This is a genomic window from Methylobacterium sp. WCS2018Hpa-22 (assembly GCF_031843785.1).
Lineage (GTDB): Bacteria > Pseudomonadota > Alphaproteobacteria > Rhizobiales > Beijerinckiaceae > Methylobacterium.
Genome location: NZ_JAVTJA010000023.1, coordinates 32,877 through 53,595, shown reverse-complemented (window position 1 = coordinate 53,595; position 20,719 = coordinate 32,877). Strand labels below are relative to the sequence as shown.

General features: G+C 67.7%; 13 protein-coding genes. 5 read left to right on the top strand and 8 right to left on the bottom strand.

What is annotated here, in order from left to right; all coding sequences use genetic code 11:
- The first annotated feature begins 312 nt into the window (after positions 1-312).
- The gene (locus RQI43_RS22640; protein WP_311276678.1) at positions 313-1,134 is read left to right on the top strand and encodes a porin family protein; all 822 of its coding nucleotides are present in this window, start codon (positions 313-315) and stop codon (positions 1,132-1,134) included.
- 172 nt (positions 1,135-1,306) lie between these two features.
- Here RQI43_RS22640 and trxA read toward each other — a convergent pair whose 3' ends face one another.
- Positions 1,307-1,627, bottom strand: coding sequence for a thioredoxin (gene trxA / locus RQI43_RS22635; protein WP_056429100.1), 321 nt, complete (start codon positions 1,625-1,627; stop codon positions 1,307-1,309).
- Between the two features lie 370 nt (positions 1,628-1,997).
- Between trxA and RQI43_RS22630 the strand changes: the two genes are divergently transcribed.
- The gene (locus tag RQI43_RS22630; protein ID WP_311276677.1) at positions 1,998-3,272 is read left to right on the top strand and encodes a PQQ-dependent sugar dehydrogenase; all 1,275 of its coding nucleotides are present in this window, start codon (positions 1,998-2,000) and stop codon (positions 3,270-3,272) included.
- Here RQI43_RS22630 and addA read toward each other — a convergent pair.
- Entirely contained in the window at positions 3,262-6,732 is a 3,471-nt protein-coding gene (gene addA, locus RQI43_RS22625; RefSeq protein ID WP_311276676.1) for a double-strand break repair helicase AddA, read from the bottom strand. The genes RQI43_RS22630 and addA overlap by 11 nt on opposite strands.
- 103 nt (positions 6,733-6,835) lie before the next feature.
- Here addA and dmeF point away from each other — a divergent pair, with 103 nt between their 5' ends.
- Positions 6,836-7,813, top strand: coding sequence for a CDF family Co(II)/Ni(II) efflux transporter DmeF (gene dmeF / locus RQI43_RS22620; RefSeq protein WP_311276675.1), 978 nt, complete (start codon positions 6,836-6,838; stop codon positions 7,811-7,813).
- 93 nt (positions 7,814-7,906) lie between these two features.
- Here dmeF and addB read toward each other — a convergent pair whose 3' ends face one another.
- The 5 genes from addB to ahcY form a co-directional block, all read right to left on the bottom strand.
- Positions 7,907-11,026, bottom strand: a complete 3,120-nt coding sequence (gene addB, locus RQI43_RS22615; RefSeq protein WP_311276674.1) for a double-strand break repair protein AddB — start codon at positions 11,024-11,026, stop codon at positions 7,907-7,909.
- A gap of 23 nt (positions 11,027-11,049) precedes the next feature.
- On the bottom strand, positions 11,050-11,793 hold the full coding sequence (locus tag RQI43_RS22610) for a nucleotidyltransferase family protein (RefSeq protein ID WP_056429086.1): 744 nt from the start codon (positions 11,791-11,793) through the stop codon (positions 11,050-11,052).
- A gap of 164 nt (positions 11,794-11,957) precedes the next feature.
- The gene (gene tsaE / locus RQI43_RS22605) at positions 11,958-13,562 is read right to left on the bottom strand and encodes a tRNA (adenosine(37)-N6)-threonylcarbamoyltransferase complex ATPase subunit type 1 TsaE (RefSeq protein WP_311276673.1); all 1,605 of its coding nucleotides are present in this window, start codon (positions 13,560-13,562) and stop codon (positions 11,958-11,960) included.
- A gap of 173 nt (positions 13,563-13,735) precedes the next feature.
- Complete coding sequence (locus RQI43_RS22600; RefSeq protein ID WP_311276672.1) at positions 13,736-16,315, bottom strand: ATP-binding protein; 2,580 nt, start codon at positions 16,313-16,315, stop codon at positions 13,736-13,738.
- A 314-nt stretch (positions 16,316-16,629) separates the two neighbouring features.
- Positions 16,630-18,030 (bottom strand): adenosylhomocysteinase, encoded by a 1,401-nt coding sequence (gene ahcY / locus RQI43_RS22595; RefSeq protein WP_207413157.1) that lies wholly within the window; start codon positions 18,028-18,030, stop codon positions 16,630-16,632.
- 149 nt (positions 18,031-18,179) lie between these two features.
- On the opposite strand from ahcY, the gene RQI43_RS22590 reads away from it, so the two are divergent.
- Positions 18,180-18,854, top strand: a complete 675-nt coding sequence (locus tag RQI43_RS22590; RefSeq protein WP_311276671.1) for a hypothetical protein — start codon at positions 18,180-18,182, stop codon at positions 18,852-18,854.
- 23 nt (positions 18,855-18,877) lie between these two features.
- Here RQI43_RS22590 and hmpA read toward each other — a convergent pair whose 3' ends face one another.
- Entirely contained in the window at positions 18,878-20,119 is a 1,242-nt protein-coding gene (hmpA, locus tag RQI43_RS22585; RefSeq protein ID WP_311276670.1) for an NO-inducible flavohemoprotein, read from the bottom strand.
- Between the two features lie 98 nt (positions 20,120-20,217).
- Here hmpA and RQI43_RS22580 point away from each other — a divergent pair, with 98 nt between their 5' ends.
- The gene (locus RQI43_RS22580; protein WP_311276669.1) at positions 20,218-20,718 is read left to right on the top strand and encodes an Rrf2 family transcriptional regulator; all 501 of its coding nucleotides are present in this window, start codon (positions 20,218-20,220) and stop codon (positions 20,716-20,718) included.
- Position 20,719: the final 1 nt, after the last annotated feature.

The window sequence follows — 20,719 nt, the reverse complement described above, 5'->3', positions numbered from 1 at the left end:
CGGCTCGGGCGTTCGTCGCGATTGCGAAGTCTGGCGAACCCTCCGGCGGGATCGTCGCCAGCTTCCGACAGGGTTAAAACATCGTTTTTCTTGGACAACCGCCGCGATCGAGAGTCTCGGGCGCCGATGCGGCGTGACGGAGACAACGTCTGTCCTTATTGTCCGGCGCCGAAGCCCCGAAACGATCCCCGCTTTTCACCGAAGCAGCCACACTTGTGGCATCGGGCATTGGGTGTGGCTCCTGCGCTACATCTCAGCTGCCCAAAATCGACTAGTTTGATTGTGGATCGGGCAACTCGCTGGGGATCAACGATGAAAAAGCTTCTTACCTCTTTCGCGGCCTTCACGGCCCTCACGGCTGCGGCCACCGCCGCTGACCTTCCGCGTCGCGCTGCGCCGCCGGTCTTCGTGCCGGTGCCGGTGTTCACCTGGACCGGCTTCTACTTCGGTATCAACGCCGGTTACGGCTTCGACGCCGGTAGCGACAGCAACCGCTACAACCTCCCGGCCGGCTCCGTGCTGAACTCGGGCACCACCAATGGTGTTCTGTCGGTCGGCAACGGCAACAACAGCGAAGGTTTCGTTGGCGGTGGTCAGGTCGGCTACAACTACCAGTTCACCCCGGGCTCGGGCCTGGTCGTCGGTCTCGAAGCTGACGCTCAGTACACCGATTTCAGCAACCGTTCGCGTCTGTTCCCCGGTACGGCTGTAAGCTTCACCGGCACCCCGGGTGTTGCTGGTGGCTCCGCTGTCCGGACCCCCGGTAGCGAGATGAACTTCTTCGGTACCGTTCGCGGCCGCGTCGGTTACGCCTTCGACCGCGTCCTGTTCTACGGCACCGGCGGCTTCGCCTACGGCGACGGCGGCGCTGGTGGCGACGACTTCCGCACCGGCTACACCGCTGGTGGTGGTATCGAGTACGCTCTCCCCACCGACTCGTTCCTGAACTTCTTCCGCTCTTCGGCCGTGACGCTGAAGGTCGAAGGCCTCTACGTGAACCTCGAGCAGGATGGCCGCGGCGCCCGCTCCGTCTACAACCCTGCCACGGACGTGCTCACGCTCAGCCCCTCGGCTCGCGAGACCGAGTTCGCTGTCGTCCGCGCCGGTCTGAACTACAAGTTCGGCTCGTACTAAGCCGATACGTCGCAACGTCGACACAGGTCTCGAAACGGAGAAGCCCGGCCTTTATGGCCGGGTTTTTTCGTTTCCGAACCACGGCAAGCACCGGCCGGTGCGCTCCACCGGACATAAAAAAAGCCCGGCCATGAACGGCCGGGCTTTTTCCTCGAAAGCTTAGCGAGTGCGCTCAGGCGCTGGCCTGGATCCAGCGGGACAGATCGCCCTTCGGAGCCGCACCGACCTTCTGGCTCGCGAGCTCACCGCCCTTGAAGATGAGAAGGGTCGGAATCGAGCGGATGCCATATTTGGCGGCAATGCCGGGATTCTCGTCGACATTGACCTTGGCGATCTTCACCCGGCCTTGCATGTCAGCGGAGATTTCTTCGAGAGCCGGGCCGATCTGACGGCAAGGGCCGCACCATTCCGCCCAGAAATCCACGACCACGGGCTCGACGGACTTGAGAACGTCCTGCTCGAAGCTCGCGTCGGTCACTTTTACCGTCGCCATCACGATCCCTTTCACATTCCACGGGCGGCGCGACATTGCCTGCGCCAGCTTGAGAACGAGAGTTGGCGACGTGAACCGGGACGGTCAAGGCGTAAGATGCCCAAGGCGGGACAGCCGTCCGATTCCCGCATGCATCATCCACCCATGTTCGACCCGGCGGGATGTGGGGCGCATGAATCACGTTGCCCCTCGCCAAAGCCATCGCCTCGCCCCATCTCCCTCTGTGATCGGCGATCCTTGAGGCGAGCGTTCCATCACGCACGCCCCTATGAAGCCGGTGCGAGATGAGTTCGGCCGCCGTCCGGCGATCGAGCTTCGCAACAGGCCAAGAGCTGGTTTCCTGAAAGCCGGCCATGGAGGATATCACCACGTGACGCGCATCTCTCCGACCTTGCTTGCCTCCTTCGCCGCCCTGAGCCTCGGCACCGGTGCGTTCGCTCAGGATGGCAATTCCGGAACGCCTCAGCCGAGGATCGGAGGCGAGTCCTTCGCGGCGCCCCAGCACGAGGCCAAGGGGGGAGAGCCCGCCGAAACGGAGCCCGCCAACACCACCTACAAGCCCCTGCTTCCCAACCAGACCCGTGCGCCGAAGCCCCTCGAGGCCACCAAGGTGCAGAGCGCCGTCGTCGCCAAGGGCCTCGACAGTGCCTGGGCCATGGAGTTCCTGCCGGATGGCCGCATGCTGGTCACGGAGAAAGCCGGCAAGCTGCGCATCGTCGCCAAGGACGGCACGCTCGGCCAGCCCATCGCCGGCGTTCCGAAGGTGGACGCGCGAGGCCAGGGCGGTCTCCTCGACGTGGCGCTGAGCCCGAGCTTCGTCTCCGACCGTCTCATCTATTTCAGCTATTCCGAGCCGCGCGATAAGGGCAACGGAACGACGGTGGCCCGCGCCAAGCTGATCGAGGAGAAAGATGGCGGCCGCCTCGATGACCTAAAGGTCATCTTCCGCCAGACGCCGTCCTATGAGGGCGACAAGCATTTCGGCTCCCGCCTCGTCTTCGCGCCGGACGGCAAGCTGTTCGTCACCGTCGGCGAGCGTTCGGACAAGGGACCGCGCGTCCAGGCCCAGGACCTCACCAGCGGCCTCGGCAAGGTCTTCCGCATCGACACCGACGGGAATGCGCCGAAGGACAACCCGTTCACGGGTGGTGAGAAGGCCAAGCCCGAAATCTGGTCCTACGGGCATCGCAACGTGCAGTCCGCGGCCCTGGATGGGCAGGGACGCCTCTGGACCGTCGAACACGGGCCGCGCGGCGGCGACGAGCTCAATCGTCCCCGGCCCGGATTGAATTACGGCTGGCCGGAGGTGACCTACGGTATCGAGTATAGCGGCGAGAAGATCGGCGAAGGTAAGACCCAGGCAGGCGGTACGGTCCAGCCGGTCTATTACTGGGACCCGGTCATCGGCCCGTCCGGGATGGCACTCTATAACGGCACCCTGTTCCCGGCCTGGAAGGACGCCTTCCTCGTCGGCGGCTTGGCGAGCGGCGGCATCGTCGCCTTGAAGCTCGACGGCGACAAGGTGGTGACCGAGGAGCGCATCCCCCTCGATCACCGCATCCGCGACGTGAAGGTCGCTAGCGATGGGTCGGTCTATGCCGTGACGGACGGCCCGGACGGACAGATCCTCAAGCTCACGCCTTGATGCCGGGCCGAGCCGGACGATTCGACAGCGAGGCGAGCGCCGCCGAAATGGTGGGCTCGCCGAGATGGCGGATGACCGGCCCCGAGGTCCAGACCAGCAGTGCCTCGACGGGACGTCCTGGATAGATGTCCCGTAGGAGTGCCACATAGAGCGCGACCTGCGCCGCCTCGTCGCCCGGAACCGGGGCGCGATCAGGCGGGGGCCGGCTCGTCTTGAAATCCGCGAGCACGATCCTGTCGGGGCGGATGCTCAGGCGGTCGATCCGTCCGAAGACCGCCCGCTCTTCGCCGCCGACGCTGACGCGTCCCGAGACCGCGACTTCAGCCCTCGCATCGCTGGCGAAGAGTGCCTCCAGGGCAGGATCCTCCACCAGTCGCAGGACGTCCGTCACCAACCTTTCCTGTTCCGCCAACGAGAGGGACGGCGCCCGTGCCTTGACGAAGGCGGAGGCAGCGCTCGCTCGCTGATGCCGCTCGAGGCGGGGAAGGTGTTCGATCAGCGAGTGAATGAGGATACCGCGGCGGCGGGCATGCGGGTTCGCCTGCCGACGCGGCAGCGTGCGATGCCCATCCGCCGCTCCGAGTGCGCCGGAGGGATTGAGCGGTGGCGCGACCTCGACCTCGCTGCGCGCCACTTGCCGCAACCATGGGGGAATCGACGAGATCGCCTCATCACCCGCAGAGGACCGGGCGGCGACGGGTTCCGCTGTGCCCTCGCGCCACAGGAGTGCGGGGCCGTAGCTGGTTTCGATGGATTCGCCTGCCCCCAGGACCTGTTCCAACCCCTTCCGCACCATCTCGCACCAGGCATTCTCGCCCTGCTCCTCGTGGCCGCGATAGGGCGCGATGGTGAGGCGGTCCGCGGCGCGGGTCAGGGCCACATAGAGGAGACGGTTGTGCTCCTCGCGGGCACGGGCCTGATGCTCCGCCCTTGCGGCGGCGACGGCCTGCGTATCCTGCGACTTCGACCCGGCCCAGACCGGCGGCAGGGCTTGGCCGCGCACGCCCGGCATGGCGAGGAGTTGCGGATCGTTGCGCCCGAGCGGCTCACATCCGTCGATCATCACCACAACGGGTGCTTCGAGCCCCTTGGCGCCGTGGATCGTCATCACCCGGACCTCGTTGCGACCGGATTCGAGGTCGCGCTTGACGGTGAGGCCGTTGACGCCGCGCCCCGGAGTGATGTCGTAACGGGTGAGGAAGCAATCGAGGGACGGAGCCTCGGAGGCCTGCTCGGCCTCGGCAGCCTTCATCAGGAACACGTCGATGGCATCCCCTGCCTCGCCACCGAGGCGGGATACCAGCCGCATCCGTCCTTCATGCGGCCCGAGCAGGCTCGCGTAGAACCCGAACGGCCCGTGCTGGGCCGCCAAGTCGATCCACAATGTGAGGGCCGCATGCCCGCGTCTCGCGGCCGGATCGCCCGCTTCGGCGTGGCGGGCCAGGGCATCCTCGAGCGTCTCCGCCTCCTCGCGGCCGGCAGCGATGCGAACGAGGTCGTCGTCGTCGAGCCCGACCAGCGGCGTCTTCAGGGCACCGGCCAGGGTGAGATCGTCGGCCGGTAGCAACCCCGCCCGGCCGATGGAGACGAGGTCGTTCACCGCGATATGGGCGGTGATGTCCAGGCGGTCCTGGCCCGCCACGGGCACACCGCAGAGCTTCAGGGCGCGGATCACCTCCTCGAACGCCGCTGAGCGCTTGCGCACCAGGATGAGCACGTCCCCGGGACGCCAGACGCGGCCGCCCTCGTCCCCGGTCGTGGTCCAGGCCTTCACCGCCCGCGCCACCCGGCGGGCGGTGACGATGGACGGCGCGTTGGCTTCGGGGGCGTCCACCGGTGCCGCCCAGGCATCGGGCTCCTCTTCCTCGGCGGGCACTTCCACGGGCCAGATCTCCACCACCCCCGGCGCGTCCCGCCGGGCCGTCTCATGCGTGGTGCCCACGGCGGCATCGTCGAAGGACAAGCCCTGGTAATGTTCGGGCACGGCGAAGGTGGCGTCCACCGCGCGGAGGATGCCCTTCGTCGAGCGGAACGAAAGGTTCAGCGTCACGTCCTCGAAGGGTAGACCGGCCTGCTCGGAGGCCGTCCGCCATTCGCGATGCACGGTCGAGAACTCGCGCGGTTCGGCGCCCTGGAAACTGTAGATCGATTGCTTGGGGTCACCCACCGCGAAACGGGTGCGAAGAACCTCGCGGGCGCCCTCGCCGCTGGCGAAATCAGCGGTGATGCGGCGCAGGATATCCCATTGGCGCGGGTTGGTGTCCTGCGCCTCGTCCACCAGGACGTGATCGATGCCGCGATCGAGCTTGTACAGGACCCAGGTCGCATCGACCCGCGAGAGCAGATCGAGGGCCTTGTGGATGAGGTCGTCGAAATCGAGGGCGCCGAGCCGCGCCTTCTGGCTCTCCACCCGGCGGTGGATCTCCGAGGCCAGGACGAACAGGGCCTGTGTCCGCTCCAGCGCCCGCGCCGCGCGCAGCGTATCGAAGAGCGGGTCGAGCCTGTCCCGCTCGGCGAGAAGGGCCTCCTTGACCTCGGCGGGGACATCCTTGGTGCCGAGGCTCTTGTCGGCTTTCGGCGTCCCCTTCTCGGTGAAGAAGACCGAACGGTAGAGATCGAGCTTCTCGATCGGGTCCTTCGCCGCCTCGGCGGCCACGAGCTTGTCGGCCAGCCCCTCATCGGTGGATTTTCCCGTGCGCAAGCGCTGCGCGAGCTCGCTCCACTGGTCGAGCCCACCGGTAAGCATCCGCTCCAGGATCGCTTCCGCGGTGTCGGCGGCGCGCAGACCGAGGGCCTCGGACAAGGCCGCGACCGGCGCGGCGAGCCCGTCGGATCCGTCGAACAGGGAGCGTGCCCGCATCGCCGCGCGCAGGACCGAGCGCAGGGTGTCGCCCGTGGCCTCCGGCCCGACGCGGTCCCAGGCCGCACGGAGTTCGGGGTTCCTCGCCGTCATCGCCAGGGCGAGCACCCTGTCGGTCTCGGCGGCGAACATGTCGGAGGCCTGGTTCTCGTCCAGCACCTGGAAACGGGCGGGAACGTTGGCCTCGAACGGGAACATGTGCAGCAGACGCTCGCACAGGGCGTGCAGCGTCTCGATCTTGAGGCCGCCCGGCGTTTCGACGGCACGGGCGAACAGGCGCCGCGCCACTTTCAGCAGGCGGCGGGCGGGCGGTTTGCCGGTCAGTTCGGTGAGTTCGGCCGTCAGCGCGGCATCGTCGAGGGTGACCCAGCGCCCGAGGGTGCGGAACACCCGGATCGACATGTTCGCGGCGGCGGCCTTGGTGAAGGTGAGACACAGGATGCGTGCCGGCGGCGCGCCGTTCAACAGGAGTCTCACGACGCGGTCGGTGAGAACCTTGGTCTTTCCCGCCCCCGCATTGGCGGAGACCCAGGCCGAGGCCAGGGGATCGGCGGCGCGGCGCTGGCTCGCCTTGGTGAGATCGTCAACGACGAAGGGCAACCTGTCTGCTCCGGGCTTGGCTCCGTCTCTTCATAGAGAAGGATGATCGCCTCGCCAAAGCACCCTATGTTCGGCGGGACGATTCTTTCAGGGCACCCCGTTCATGCACAGCCACAGCATCGAGACTTGGCGGCACCGCCACGATTTCCTCGGGACATCGCATGCGCGCAACGAGCGCCGGACCGTTCTCGTCGTCGGCCTCACCCTGGCGATGATGGTCGCCGAGATCGTGGGCGGGACGATCTTCGGCTCGATGGCCCTCACCGCCGACGGCTGGCACATGTCGACCCACGCGGCGGCGCTCGGTATCGCGGCCCTGGCCTATCGCTTCGCCCGTCTTCATGCCGACGACCCGCGCTTCGCCTTCGGCACCGCCAAGCTCGGGGATTTGTCCGCCTTCGCCAGTGCCATCATCCTCGCCATGATCGCGCTGGCCATCGGCTACGAGAGTCTCACGCGCCTCGGCAATCCTCAGGCCATCGCCTTCGGCGAAGCCCTGCCGATCGCGATCCTCGGCCTCCTCGTGAACCTCGCAAGCGCCTGGCTGCTTCACGGCGACGGGCACGACCACGGACATCACCACGATCATGGTCATGGCCACGCCCATCACGAGGGGCACGGCCATGCCGATCACGGGGACACCAACTTACGCGCGGCCTATGTCCATGTCCTGGCCGATGCGCTGACATCGGTGCTGGCCATCGCGGCCCTGCTGGCGGGCCGCTATCTCGGCATCGCCTGGCTCGATCCGGCCATGGGCCTGGTCGGCGCAGCGGTGATCGTCGCATGGTCCTGGAGCCTGATCCGCTCCGCCGGCGCGACATTGCTCGATGCGGTGCCGGACCGGAATCTCGCCCACTCCGTGCGGACGCGGCTGGAAACGAACGGCGACACGATCACCGACCTCCACCTCTGGCGCCTCGGCCCTGGCCATACCGGGCTGATCGTCTCGCTGGTGTCCGACCGCCCGCAGGCACCGGCGGCGTACAAGGCGAAGCTCGCCGATCTGGAAGGCCTCTCGCACATCACCGTGGAGGCGAATCTCTGCCCGAACCATGGGGCGGAACGGATTCCAGCTTAGGCGCACTCCCCGCGATTCGCGGATTTCCTCGGGCGGGACATCAAAGCACCCTCGATCGTCTCGGGTCCGCATTCTCGGGAAGGAAGAACGTCCTCACCCCTCGCCTTCCCCGGCCAGCGACCATTCCAGCACGCGGGCGAGGTGGTCGTAATCGCCGTAGGACCTGGCATATTTCGGGTAGGGCCGTGAGACATAGGCGGCCTCCCCCGCCATGAAGCGGGCGACGAGACCGCGAAACCGCCGCTCATGCTCCTCGACGATGGCGTCCAGGGTGCGCGGGTCGCCGCGCGGCGGCTTGACGGCGAGCGGCTCGAACGGCTTCCGGCCGCCGGTGGCATGGACGTAGAGCAGGTCCGGCGTCTCCCGGGTCCGCGTCACGCCGTCGAACGCGCCGGCCTTCAGCATCGCCGCTTCCAGGGTGAGCTGGGGTGAGAAACCGGCGAAGACCTCTTTGTTGCTCGGCGGCTGTCCGGTCTTGAAATCGACGATGCAGGCGGTTCCGTCGCGACGCTGCTCGATCCGGTCTGCCCGCCCGCGAAGCGTGAACGTGTCCTTGCCCATGGGGAGCGCCCAACGGCCGAACATTTCGGCCCGCACACGATCCAGGGCCGGACGGCGCTCGGTCTCCCAGTCCAGGAACTCGGCGGCGAGGCGCTCGTAGCGCGGCCACCATTCGGCGTAGAGTTCCGGGAAGTCCTGCCGAATCTCGGCGAATTCGTTATCGGCGAGAGCGCGCAGACGCTCGGCCGCGTCCTCAGGCAGGATGTCGGGATAGGTCTGCGCGAAATCGCCGAGCACCGCGTGGATCAGCGTTCCGCGCTCGCTGGCGCCGGGGCGGCCGGCAACGGGTTCCAGCGGATCGAGGCCGAGCACGTGCCGGGCGAAGATGATGTAGGGGTCGCGCACCAGGGTCTCGACCTCGGTGACGCTGAGGCTCCGGGGGAACAGGGACGGGTCGGGCTTCGGCTTCGGCTGGGTCAGGCGCGGGGGGACCGGCCCCTCCCCACGGTCGAGCGCTCCGGCATAGCCGAGGAAGCGCCGGCCGTTCTCGCGGGCGCGGTCCCAGCAGGCCTCGCCGGCGAAGGCTTGAAGCCGTTGGATGAAGCGCGACGGCACCGTCGGTGCCCCTTCGCGCTTGGCCGAGCGAGTGATGACGGCATCGTGGCAGCCGAGCGCCTGCACGAAATCATGGGCGGTCTGCCCGATCCGCCGCTCGGGCGGATTGAGGCCGATGCGCTCGCGCATGGGCCGGTTGAGGAACGCGTCGGTGACCGTCTTCATCGGCCAGACGCCTTCGTCGAGCCCGCCGAGAACGATGCGGTCGGCATCGAGCAGCCGGGCTTCGAGGAGGCCGAGGATGCGCAGGCGCGGATGGGGGCGCTCTCCGCCACAGGCCACCACCCGCTCGCGCGCCAGCGCCGTGAAGAAAGCCGGGTAGTCGAGGGGCATTCCCGGCAGGAGGCCGGGCTCCGAGGTGGACAGGTCGTCGAACAGGGTATCGAGGACACAGAGCGTGTTGTCCTCCACAGGGTCCTCGCCCTCGGGCCGGGCGATCAAGCGTTCGAACACCGCCGCATGGCTGCGCCCCAGGGCCACCAGATCGGCGCTCCCCTCCTCCTCGGAGCGAAGGAATCCGTCGAACGCCTGTTCGAGGCCATCAATGATTTGGGCCGCCAGATCCCAATCGATGTCGGTGAGGCGGCGCTGGGCGCGGGGGATGCGTCCCGTCGCCTTTCGCCGGTCGGCGAGCACACGACGCAAGCCGTCGAATCCCGGAGCCGGTGCCGGCCCTCGCAGGGCTCCGATCTCGAGGGCGGCCGCGCCGCGCCGGACCTCCTCCCGCGTCATCGACAGGTGGACCAGCGGATGGGCCAGGAGTGAGATCACCCGATGCGGCTTCAAATCCGCCGCCATCTCGGCCGCCATGCGCGCCAGACGCCCGGCCGGGCTGACGGAGAGCGCCTCGCCGGCCGAATCCTCGGCGACGATCCCCCAGCGCGCGAGTTCGGCCGCCACCCGTATGGCGAGGTTGCGGTCGGGGGTGACGAGGGCGGCGGTGGCGCCGGGCGTCTCCAACGTCTCGCGCAGCGCGATGGCGGCGGCCAGGGCTTCTTCGCGCTCGTCGGCCGCCTCGATCACCGAGATGCCCGCCATGCCGGTCTCGGCGGTCTCGCGCCGCTCATCGGCGGTCAGGTCCGACCAGGCGTCGGTGGTCTCGGCCGGGCGCAGGGCCTGGGACAGCAGGGCCGTCCGTGCTCGGCCTTGTGGCGTCGCTTGTCCGAGAGAGGCGATCGCGCCACGGTCGAGATCGAGGCAGCCGGGGCCGAGGAGGCGATGCAGGATGGCCTGGGGATGGCCGTGGGCGATCTCACGCTCCGCCCCCTCCCCCGTCTCGATGGCGTTCCAGCCCGACTCGTCGAGATCGAGATCGAGCCCAGGCAGCACCACCGCGCCCCTCGGCAGGGCGGCGACGGCGGCGATCAGCTTGGCGGTCGCCGGCACCGACCCTGTGGAGCCCGCGATGATGACCGGGTCCGCGGGCTTGTCGCGCCGCAGCCGCGTCGCCTCCGCGAGGATGAGGGTGCGCGAGCGGGCCACCGGATCGCTCAAGGCGCGGTCGTGCAGGATCTTGGGCCAGTTCTCGGCTGCGATACGCACGAAATCCAGGGTCAGGCCGAAATATTGCGAGTACTCGGCCTCCACCGCCCCGGCGATCTCGGTCCAGGGCACACCCTCCACGGTGAGGGCGTCCATCAGCTTTTCGAGATCCGAGGCGAGATAGACCGCATCCGCCGGCGAGGAGGGGACGACGAAGGGGACATCGTCGCCCATGGGGAGAAGCTTGCGATCGATGGTCTCGGCCCAGGCCTGGACGAGGCGGGCGAGAATCAGCCGGCGTTCCAGGGGTGGCATCGCCGGGGCGAGTTGGTCGGCGCCGTCTTCCAGCAAGGGGTTCGCGGCGACGTCGAGTTCGGCCTCGTCCGCCTCGCCCAACGGGATCAGGCGCGGGAGGAGCGCACTGCCGACCCGCTCCGCCAGGATCGCGGAGAGTGCCCGCGTGGCGCGTCGCGTGGGGAGATAGAGAGTGACGCTGGCCAGCGCGAACGGATCGCCGGAGACATTCCCCACGAGCTGACCGGAGATCAGCGCCTCGGCGAGGGTCGGCAGGAAAGGGGCGCTGGGCGGGATCGTGAAGACGTGGGACTCTGTCATTCCGTCAGTCCGATCGGTTCGCGTCACTGTACCTGCGCGCTCGCCTTCACCCGCGCCTCGGCGGCCTCGATCGCCTCCGGCGTGCCGACATGAAGCCATTGGCCGTCGAGGCGTAGGCCGAACAGCCGCTCCCGCTCGATGGCGCGGTCGAACAGCAGGTTGAGGGAGAACGAACCTTCCGGCGTGTCGGCGAAGAGCTCCGGCTTGAGGATGGCGACACCGGCATAGATGAAGGGCGCCACCTCGCGCTCGCCGCGACGCTGGAGCGCGCCACCGGCATTCATCACGAAATCACCCTTGCCCTCGTAGCCGAGGCTCGTCGCCGTCGGCGCGACGAGGAGCAGGATGTCCATCCGCTCCGGCTCCCAGGTTTCGAGGAGACGGCCGAGATTGGGCTTGGGCCCTTCGAGCCAGAACGAATCCGAATTGAGCACGACGAAGGGAGCGGCGCCGAGTAGCGGCAGCGCCTTCTTCACGCCGCCTCCGGTCTCGAGCAGCGCCTCGCGCTCGTCGGAGATCCGGATCGCCGGAGCGGTGCGGCGGCGGGCCAGGTGCCCTTCGAGCAGGTCGGCGAGGTAGTGGACGTTGACCACCGCATCCATGATGCCGGCTTCCGCCGCCCTGTCCAACGCGTGATCGAGCAGGGCGCGGCCGGCCACTTCGACCAGCGGTTTGGGCACCGTCGCCGTGATCGGACGCATGCGTTTGCCGAGGCCGGCGGCGAGGACGAAGGCCTGATGGATGGCGGGCACGGGGCTGTCGGACATTCCGTCGGCGTCTCGGGCGCGAGGGCTGTGGCATCGTCCCGGATGGGACATCCGGGGCGATGATCGCGAAGCACCAGCGGGTGCGGCGGCATCGTGGGGAACTCGCTCCCCGGGTCAAGCCCGAAAGCGCGGCCCCGTCCCCCGGCTATCGGGCGGGAGCTACGTCAGGCCTCGCCTTCGTCCGGAGCCGCCTCGCTCACGAGATGCGGCAGGTGCTCCTGGTGCCAGAGGCGCAGGCGGGTGAGCGCCGGATGGGCGAGATTGCGGGCGAGATAGCCCTCGATCCGCGGCAGATGCGCCAGATAGGCCGGCTTGCCGTCCCGCTTGTCGAGGCGGGCGAAGATGCCGAGGATCTTGGTGGCGCGCTGCGCCGCCATCACCGCATAGGCCCGCGCGAAGCCCTGCATGTCGAAATCGGGCTCGCGGTTGCGCCGCTCGCGCACATAGAGGCCGAGCAGGCGCAGCTCGAAATCCGCCGTGGCGTCGACGCGGGCGTCCTGTAGCAGCGAGGCGAGATCGTAGGCCGGGTGGCCGAGGACGGCATCCTGGAAGTCGATGACGCCGATGCGCTCCAGCCCCTCGCGGTCGGGCAGCCAGATCAGGTTCGGCGAATGATAGTCGCGCAGGGTCCAGGTCGGACGCTCCGGCTCGACCCCGCGCAGGACCTCGGCCCAGAGCGCCACGAATTCGGAGCGGGCGGGCGTGGGCAGCGAGGCACCCCGCACCGACGGGCAGTACCAGTCCGGCAGGAGTTCGGTCTCGAACAGCAGGGCTTCGAGATCGTAGGGCGGCAGGACGTGGTCGATGCCGTCGGCGACGGGGAGAACCCCGGGAAGCTCGGTGGCATGGAGCTTGGCCAGGAGGCGCACCGCCTCGGCGTAACGCTCGGGGCGCGGCCCGTTGGCATCCACCACCGGTTCCGAGCCGAGATCTTCGATGATGAGCAGGCCCTCGTCGAGATCCTCGCCATAGATGCGGGGCGCCGAGAAGCCGAGGGCGCGAAGGCCACGGTCGACGCCGACGAAGGCGTGGACGCTCTCGGCGAGCTTGACGATGGCGCTGTAGGGCTTGCCGTTGCGCACCGGCGGGCCATCGGGCCGGGCCGGGGAAATCATCAGCACGGCCTTGGTCCCGTCCGGCTTCACCAGACGCTCATAGAGCCGGGAGGACGCATCACCCTGCATGAGGATGCGTTCCGCCTCGTCCCAACCGCTGCGGTCGAGCAAAGCGCGCAGGGCGCGGGCGCGCTTCATGCGGGCGCGCATCTCGCCCTGGCCGTCGATGCGGGCCAAACGCGAGCCTTCCCCGAATTCCGGCCGCAGCGACAGGTCCACGGTCAGGATCGGGCCATCGCGCTGACCGAGGCGCTCGGGCCATTCCACGAGGGTGATCGCCGTATCGGTCATCTCGTCGAAGCCGAGCTCCACCAACTCGTCCGGACCGCGCAAGCGATAGAGGTCCGCATGGACGATCTGCCGGCCATTCTTCGCTTCGTAAGGCTGGATCAGGGTGAAGGTCGGGCTCGGCACTTCGAGTTCCGGATCGCCCGTGAGTTCGCGGATCAACGCCCGCGCCAGGGTGGTCTTGCCGCCACCGAGCCCTCCGGACAGCGCGACGATGTCGCCCGGCTGCAGGAATTCGGCGAGGAAGCGGCCGAGATCCTCCGTCGCGCCCTCGTCGGGAAGGACAAAGGCCCAGGCGGGTTTGGTCTCGCGCCGGGGCTCGCCCGAACCGTCCTCACTCACCGCCACATCCTCCGTCCGCGCCATTCGCTAGACCGCCTCGACGCCGGACCATGGAATGGCCGGGACGCAAGGCGGGCTGCTCATCTAACGCGGGCATCCTTAAACAAAATCGTCACGCACCCTAAGGGGTGCGACGCGTCCGGGCCAGCGGCGCAATCCGCGCGGCCGCGTTTTTACGAGGGATGACGCGGATGCGGCTACTCAGCCGCCGCGCGCTTGGGCTCCGGATTGTCCACGGGAAACGTGCAGGTCACGCGGGTGCCGCCGCCGGGCTTGGAGGCGAGCTCCACCCGGCCGCCGTGGAGCTCGACGAAGGAGCGCACGATGGAGAGGCCGAGGCCGACTCCGCGATGACGGGTTCCCAGCGTACGGCTCTCGAACCGGTCGAACACCCGCGCGGCGACGTCTTCCGGCATCCCGCGGCCCTCGTCGCGCACGGTGAGCGTGAGTTCCGACTCAGTCCGGCGGGCGGTGACCCGAACCAGTTGGCCGGGGGAGGAGAAACCGACGGCGTTCGAGAGCAGGTTGAACAGAATCTGCCGCACGCGCTTTCCGTCGGCGACGAAACTGCCGATGTCGTCGGGCATGTCGAGATCGAGGCTGATGGCGGATTCGGCGAGGCGATCCTCCAGGCCGCGAGTGGCCGCCTCTACGGTCGCCCGGACATCGATGACTTCGCGGGCGAGTTCGAGCGAGCCGGCATCGATCGAGGCGAGATCGAGAATGTCGTTGATCATCACGAGCAACGCACCCGACGAGCGCATGATGTGGTCGGAATACTCGCGCTGGCGCTCGTTGAGCGCGCCCACGGTCTCGTCGCCGAGAAGTTGGGTAAAGCCGATGATGTTGGTGAGCGGCGAACGCAGCTCGTAGGAGACGTGGTGGACGAAGGTGTCGCGGAGCTGAGAGGCCCGTTCCAAAGCATCGTTCTTGTCGGTCAGTGCCCGTTCCACGTTCACGCTGGCCGTGACGTCGATGAGCGTGAGCAGCGTCGCTCCCTCCGGCAGGGGCTGTGCGGCGCAATCCAGCACCGTGCCATCCACGATCTCCAGACGACAGGTGAGGCCCGCCCGGCTCTCGAGGCCGGTGATGGCGCCACGGATGTCGAGCCAGGGCTCCTCGTCCGGCGAGAGCCTCCGGCAGACCTCGATCACCGCATCCACGCGCGGACGCTCGCCAAGGGTCTCCTGATCCAGGCGCCACAATGTCGAGAAGGCGCGATTGGCGAAAGTCAGGCGTCCGTCCGCGCCGAACACCGCCACCGGTTCTTTCAGCGTGTCCAGCGTCTCGGCCTGGACACGCATCAGGGCGTTGTAGCGGGATTCGAGCTTCACGTTCTCGGAGACGTCGTCGAACAGGTAGGTCAGGCCACCTTGCGGGTTCGGGTCGGCGACGACGCGCAGCGAACGTCCGTCCGGCGGATGCCACCAGGTCTCACTGGCTTCGACGGCGCGGTAGGCAGCGAGCACGTCGGCCTTCCAGGCTCTGAAATCCGCCTGTTCGGGAAGCTTCCGGGCTGCCCGCAGATGGTCGAGGATCTCGCCGTCGAGGGGGCCGGAATCGAGGAACGCCTGATCGAGGCTCCAGAGTTGGCGATAGGCGGCGTTGTGGAAGATCAGTCGCTGGCGCGCATCGAACATCGCCACGGCGGTGGGGAGCTGGTCGAGGGTGCGGACATTAGCGTCCATCTGGCGCTGCAGGTCGGCGCGGACGCTCTCCAATTCGGAGACATCCACGGCGATTCCGACGCGGCCTGAATCGATGGCCGCCTCGGTGACGTCGAGGATGCGGCGCCCGCCGGCCACCACCGCGGAGAGTCGCTTTGCCGCCCTGCCCCCGGACGCGGTGCGGTCGCCTTCACCGCGTGCGATGAGATCCCGCGCCTGACGGTCGAGCAATTCGATCCCCTCGGCGACCGCCGCCTCGCGGCTGCCGGCTTCGACGGCGGCGACATAAGCGGTGTTGACCCAGGCGAGGCCGCCGTCTCGGTTGCGCCGCCAGACCGGCTGGGGAATCGCGTCGAGCAGGTTCGCGAGGGCGGAGAGACCGCGCTTGGTCTCGTCGAGCGTTTCGCGCAATTCGGCGAGTTCGCGATGCTCCTCGGTGGTCTCGCGCAGGCGCAGCAGGGCGCGACCGGCCAGGGCCTGCCCGTGCGCGTCGACGATCCGTCCGGATTGGGCGCGGACGGTCATGCGGAATCCTGCACCGCGTTCGCGCAGAGCGTCGAGAGACGCTTCGATGGCGCCCGCATCCGCCGGCAGAAGCCATGTTCCGAAAGCCAGGATCAGCCCGGCGGGACCCGGTTTCACGCGGTTGCCGTCGAAGGCGAGGGTGAGGTCGCCCTCGATGACGGGCTCGCCACGCCCCGACCAGGTGACGATGACCTGCCGCTCGGCACCGAGCAGCATCTCGGCCCGGTCTTCGGAGCTGCGCAGGGTGTCGAGATCGGCGATGAGTTCGCGCTCACGCCGGGTCCAGCGTCCGCGCTCGCGCAGGTGCAGCAGGGACAGGATGGTCGCGAAGATGATCAGGCCGATGAGGATCGCGAGGCCGGTGGCATTGTGCATGTGCAAGGGTAGGCCGATCACCCACGAGGATTGGTCGCCGACATAGCCGGCTCCGAGCGTCGCGGCGGTGGGCGTCGGCATGGCCGTGCCCTCGCCGGACGCCGCCATGGCGTGACCGGCCACCATGACGCCCGCCGCCACGCCGGCAGCGACAGAGATGACGGCAGCGCCGACACGCCCGTTCAGGCGTGCCGTTTCATCGACCCTCATGACACGTACCGCCCCTACGAACCGTCGCTGAGGCGCAGTTGCGCCCATCCCGCCAGACGCCCGAAAGGCGGCTGCGGGGTTACCTCCAGATGAGGAATCACCCCACACTAGCGCGAGCCGGAATCCTGCCGGAAGAGGGTTAAGCTTATCTTCACCATGTCGCCGATCGGTTGCCCGGCCATCGGCGCAGAAAGGACACACTTGTGCCACGGGTGCGCCATGGCCACCGCAGCGAAAAAAAAGCCCGGCGCGAGGCCGGGCTTTCTTCGATGTCGCTCACAAGGGCCCGGCAGCGCCGGCTCCCGGAAGCGGTGTCAGTAGCGGTAATGGTCGGGCTTGAACGGGCCGTTCTCGGAGACGCCGATATAGGCGGCCTGGTCGGGGCGGAGCTTCGAGAGCTTCACGCCGATCTTCTCGAGGTGGAGCATGGCGACCTTCTCGTCGAGGGCCTTCGGCAGGGTGTAGACCTGTTTCTCGTACTTGCCGGGGTTGGTCCAGAGCTCGATCTGGGCCAGCGTCTGGTTCGTGAACGAGGCGGACATCACGAAGGACGGATGGCCCGTGGCGTTACCGAGATTCACCAGGCGTCCCTCCGACAGGAGGATGATGCGGTGGCCGTCGGGGAAGGTGATCTCGTCCACCTGCGGCTTGATGTTCGACCATTGCATGTTCTTCAGGCCGGCGACCTGAATCTCGTTGTCGAAATGGCCGATGTTGCAGACGATCGCCCGGTCCTTCATCGCCCGCATGTGGTCGAGGGTGATGATGTCCTTGTTACCGGTCGCCGTCACGAAGATGTCGGCGCGGGGCGCGGCATCTTCCATCGTCACGACCTCATAGCCTTCCATGGCGGCCTGGAGGGCGCAGATCGGATCGACTTCCGAGACCAGCACGCGGCAGCCGGCATGGCGCAGCGAAGAGGCCGAGCCCTTGCCGACATCGCCGAAGCCCGCGACCATGGCGACCTTGCCGGCCATCATCACGTCGGTGCCGCGGCGGATGCCGTCGACCAGCGATTCGCGGCAGCCATAGAGGTTGTCGAACTTCGACTTGGTGACGGCGTCGTTCACGTTGATCGCCGGGAAGAGCAGCTTGCCCTCCTTGGCGAGATTGTAGAGGCGGTGCACGCCCGTGGTGGTCTCTTCCGAGACGCCCTTGATCGAATCGGCGAGGCCGGCGAACCAGCCCTTGGGCTTCTCGGCGAGCTTCTTCTTCAGGAGCGCGAAGAAGATCTCTTCCTCTTCCGACTCGGGCTTGTCGAGGAAGGCGGTGTCACCGTTCTCGGCGCGGAGGCCGAGATGCACGAACATCGTAGCATCGCCGCCATCGTCGAGGATCATGTTCGGCATCGAGCCGTCATGCCAGTCGAACAGCTTGGAGGTGTAATCCCAGTACTCGGTGAGCGTCTCGCCCTTGATGGCGAAGACCGGGATGCCGGCGGCCGCGATGGCGGCGGCGGCATGGTCCTGCGTCGAGTAGATGTTGCACGAGACCCAGCGGATGTCGGCGCCGAGCGCCTTCAGGGTCTCGATCAGCACGGCCGTCTGAATCGTCATGTGCAGCGAGCCGGCGATCTTCGCGCCCTTCAGCGGCTGCGACGGACCGTATTCTTCGCGCGTCGCCATCAGGCCCGGCATCTCGGTCTCGGCGATGGAAATTTCCTTGCGGCCGTAATCGGCCAGACCGATGTCCTTGACGATGTAATCCTGGGCCATGGGGTCGCTTCTCCGTCTCTCGCTTCGTTATGGCGAGGCCTATAGCAGGCGAACCGGCGCGAAGCAATCAAGACATAAAGATGTCTTTATACGTGTTCCAGGCTGCGTCGGTTTGGAATCAGGATAGAGGGACGGGAAGGAGAAAGCGGATGGGACGCTTCACCGACGAGATGCGCGCACGCCTGCCGGCCGGCTTCACGCTGCCGCCGGAGATCGCCTCGCTGTTCGACTGGATCGAGGAGCGGGGCCTTCTGCACGAAAGCCAGCGTGTGCCCGGCGACAGGTTCGGGACGCTTCAGCCGCTGGAGGCGCCTTACCGCGGCGCGGTCGTTCTGTTTCGGGTCGAGCGTGAGGACGAGGCCCGCTCCTATGCCGAGGGCTGGTTCGGAAACCCGGACACTGCCGCGCGCCTGATCCCCTTCGCCCGGACCGGCGCGGACGGTTCCTACGCGGCTTTCTGGCTCGATGACGACGGATATCAGCGCATCGTCCATCTCGGTTCCGAGGGAGATGGTCTCTGCGTTCTCGGGCAGACGCCCCTCGATTTCCTGCGGCTTCTGGCCATCGGGCACAACGAGTTGGGGACCGGGCTCGCGCATCCCGACGCGGAGCCGGAAGACGAACCGGATTACGAGATGGAGGTCGACAATCCGCCCTTCCGAGATTGGCTGACGACGACCTACGGCGTGACGATCCCCAGGACGGTCTCGGAGATCGTGCCGACACCGCCGGACAGTTTCGCCAAGGCGAGCGACGACCCGTTCTGGCAATGGGTTCGCCGATTGCAGGAAGCCAGGAACGGGGCCGCCCCGCCCAGCCCCTGATTCGCCCTGAGGCCTGCCTCATCTCAGGCTGCCTGACGGGGCTCCTCCACGAGTTCGTCGGCGGGGCCGAAGAACTCGAACCGCACTCGCTCGGCCGGAACGCCGTGCCGGGCGAGACCGTGGACGAGGGAGGCGAGGAACGGCTTGGGGCCGCACAGATAGTAGGTCGCCTCGGTGAGCGGAGTCTCCCGTGCCAGCCAATCCGCCGTGATCAGGCCGTCGGCATCGTAATCGATGCCCTGGCGGTCTCCGTCCTCCGGCACGGCGTAGAACGTCCGGACCTCGATGTTCGGCGCTCGGGCCGCCAAGCCACGGACATGCTCGCGCATCGCATGGAAACGCCCGCTGATGGAGCCGTGGACGTACCAGACCGGCCGGTCGGCCCCTGTTTCGACCAGCGTTTCCAGCATACTCAGCATCGGCGTGAGGCCGACACCGCCGCTTACGAGGACGACGGGGGCGGTCGTCGAACGGTCGAGGAAGAAATCGCCGGCGGGAGGCGCCAAGCGCAGGGCAGTGCCCGGCTTTGCCTCCGCATGCAGCCAGTTGGAGACGATCCCGGCCGGTTCGCCCGGCCGCTCCTCACGCTTGACCGTGATGCGGTAGGCCCGGTCGTTCGGCGCACAGGAGATCGAGTAGTTGCGCTTGAGCACGCCCTGGCCGGGCAGGTCGATGAGCATACCGAGATACTGGCCGGGCTCGTGACGCAGGACCGGCCCGCCATCGCGCGGCGCCAGCACGAATGAACGGATCGTCTCGCTCTCCTCTGTCACCGATTCGACGACGAAGTCCCGCCAGCCGTTCCAGCCACCGGGCTTGTGCGCGAGATCGCGCGCGATCTCTGCCTCGCGGCCGATCAGGATATGCGCCAGGAACCAGTAGGCCTCCCCCCATGCGGCGCAGATCTCGGCGGTGGCCGCATCGCCGAGCACGTCCTGGATCGCACCGAGGAGCGCATCCGCCACGAAGGGATAATGTTCCGGCAGGATGTTCAGGGCGACATGCTTCTGGGCGATCCGCTCGACCGCGCCGCTCAGCGCGCCGAGATCGTCGATGTGGCGCGCATAGGCGAGCACCGCCAGGGCCAGCGCCTTCGGCTGCGAACCGGTCTCGCCGTGATGCGACTGGTTGAACAGGTCGCGCATCGCCTCGTCCCGGAACAGGCGCTCGTACATCCGCTTCGTGATGGTGAGTCCATGGGCTTCGAGGGCCGGAACGGTGGCCTTGATGAGAGCGATGGTGGCGGGCGTCAGGGGCTGGGACAAAGACAGGCTCCAAAGGTTCATTTCATATGAACCTTATCGCCGATGTGTTTTAGAAGATGCAAGCGGAATGTATCTTTAAAACCTTGTAGGAGGGTTGAATGCGCCTCACCCGCTACACCGACTACGCCCTGCGCACCTTGATCTATCTTGGGCTGAACGAGAGCCGGGTGAGTTCGATCGCCGAGATCGCGCGCGCCTACGGGATCTCGGAGAGCCATCTCACGAAGGTGGTGCATCAGCTCGGCCGGATCGGCCTCGTCCAGACCACGCGCGGTCGCGGCGGCGGCCTGCGGCTCGCCCGTCCCCCCGCCGAGATCGTGGTCGGCGCCGTGGTGCGGCAGACGGAAGAGGATCTGGCCCTCGTCGAATGCTTCGCGAACGGGGCCTGCGCGATCACCCCGTCCTGTCGACTCCGGAAGGCGCTGGGCGAGGCCCTCGCCGCCTTCCTCGAGGTGCTGGACCGGTACACGCTGGCCGATCTTCTCGCGGAGGGCGCCGCGCCCGATCTCGCCTTCCTCCTCGGCCTGCCAGCGCCGGGCGTGATCGCGCCGCCGACGGTCGAAGCGACCGCGCCGGTCCCTCCTGCGCGCGGTCGATGAA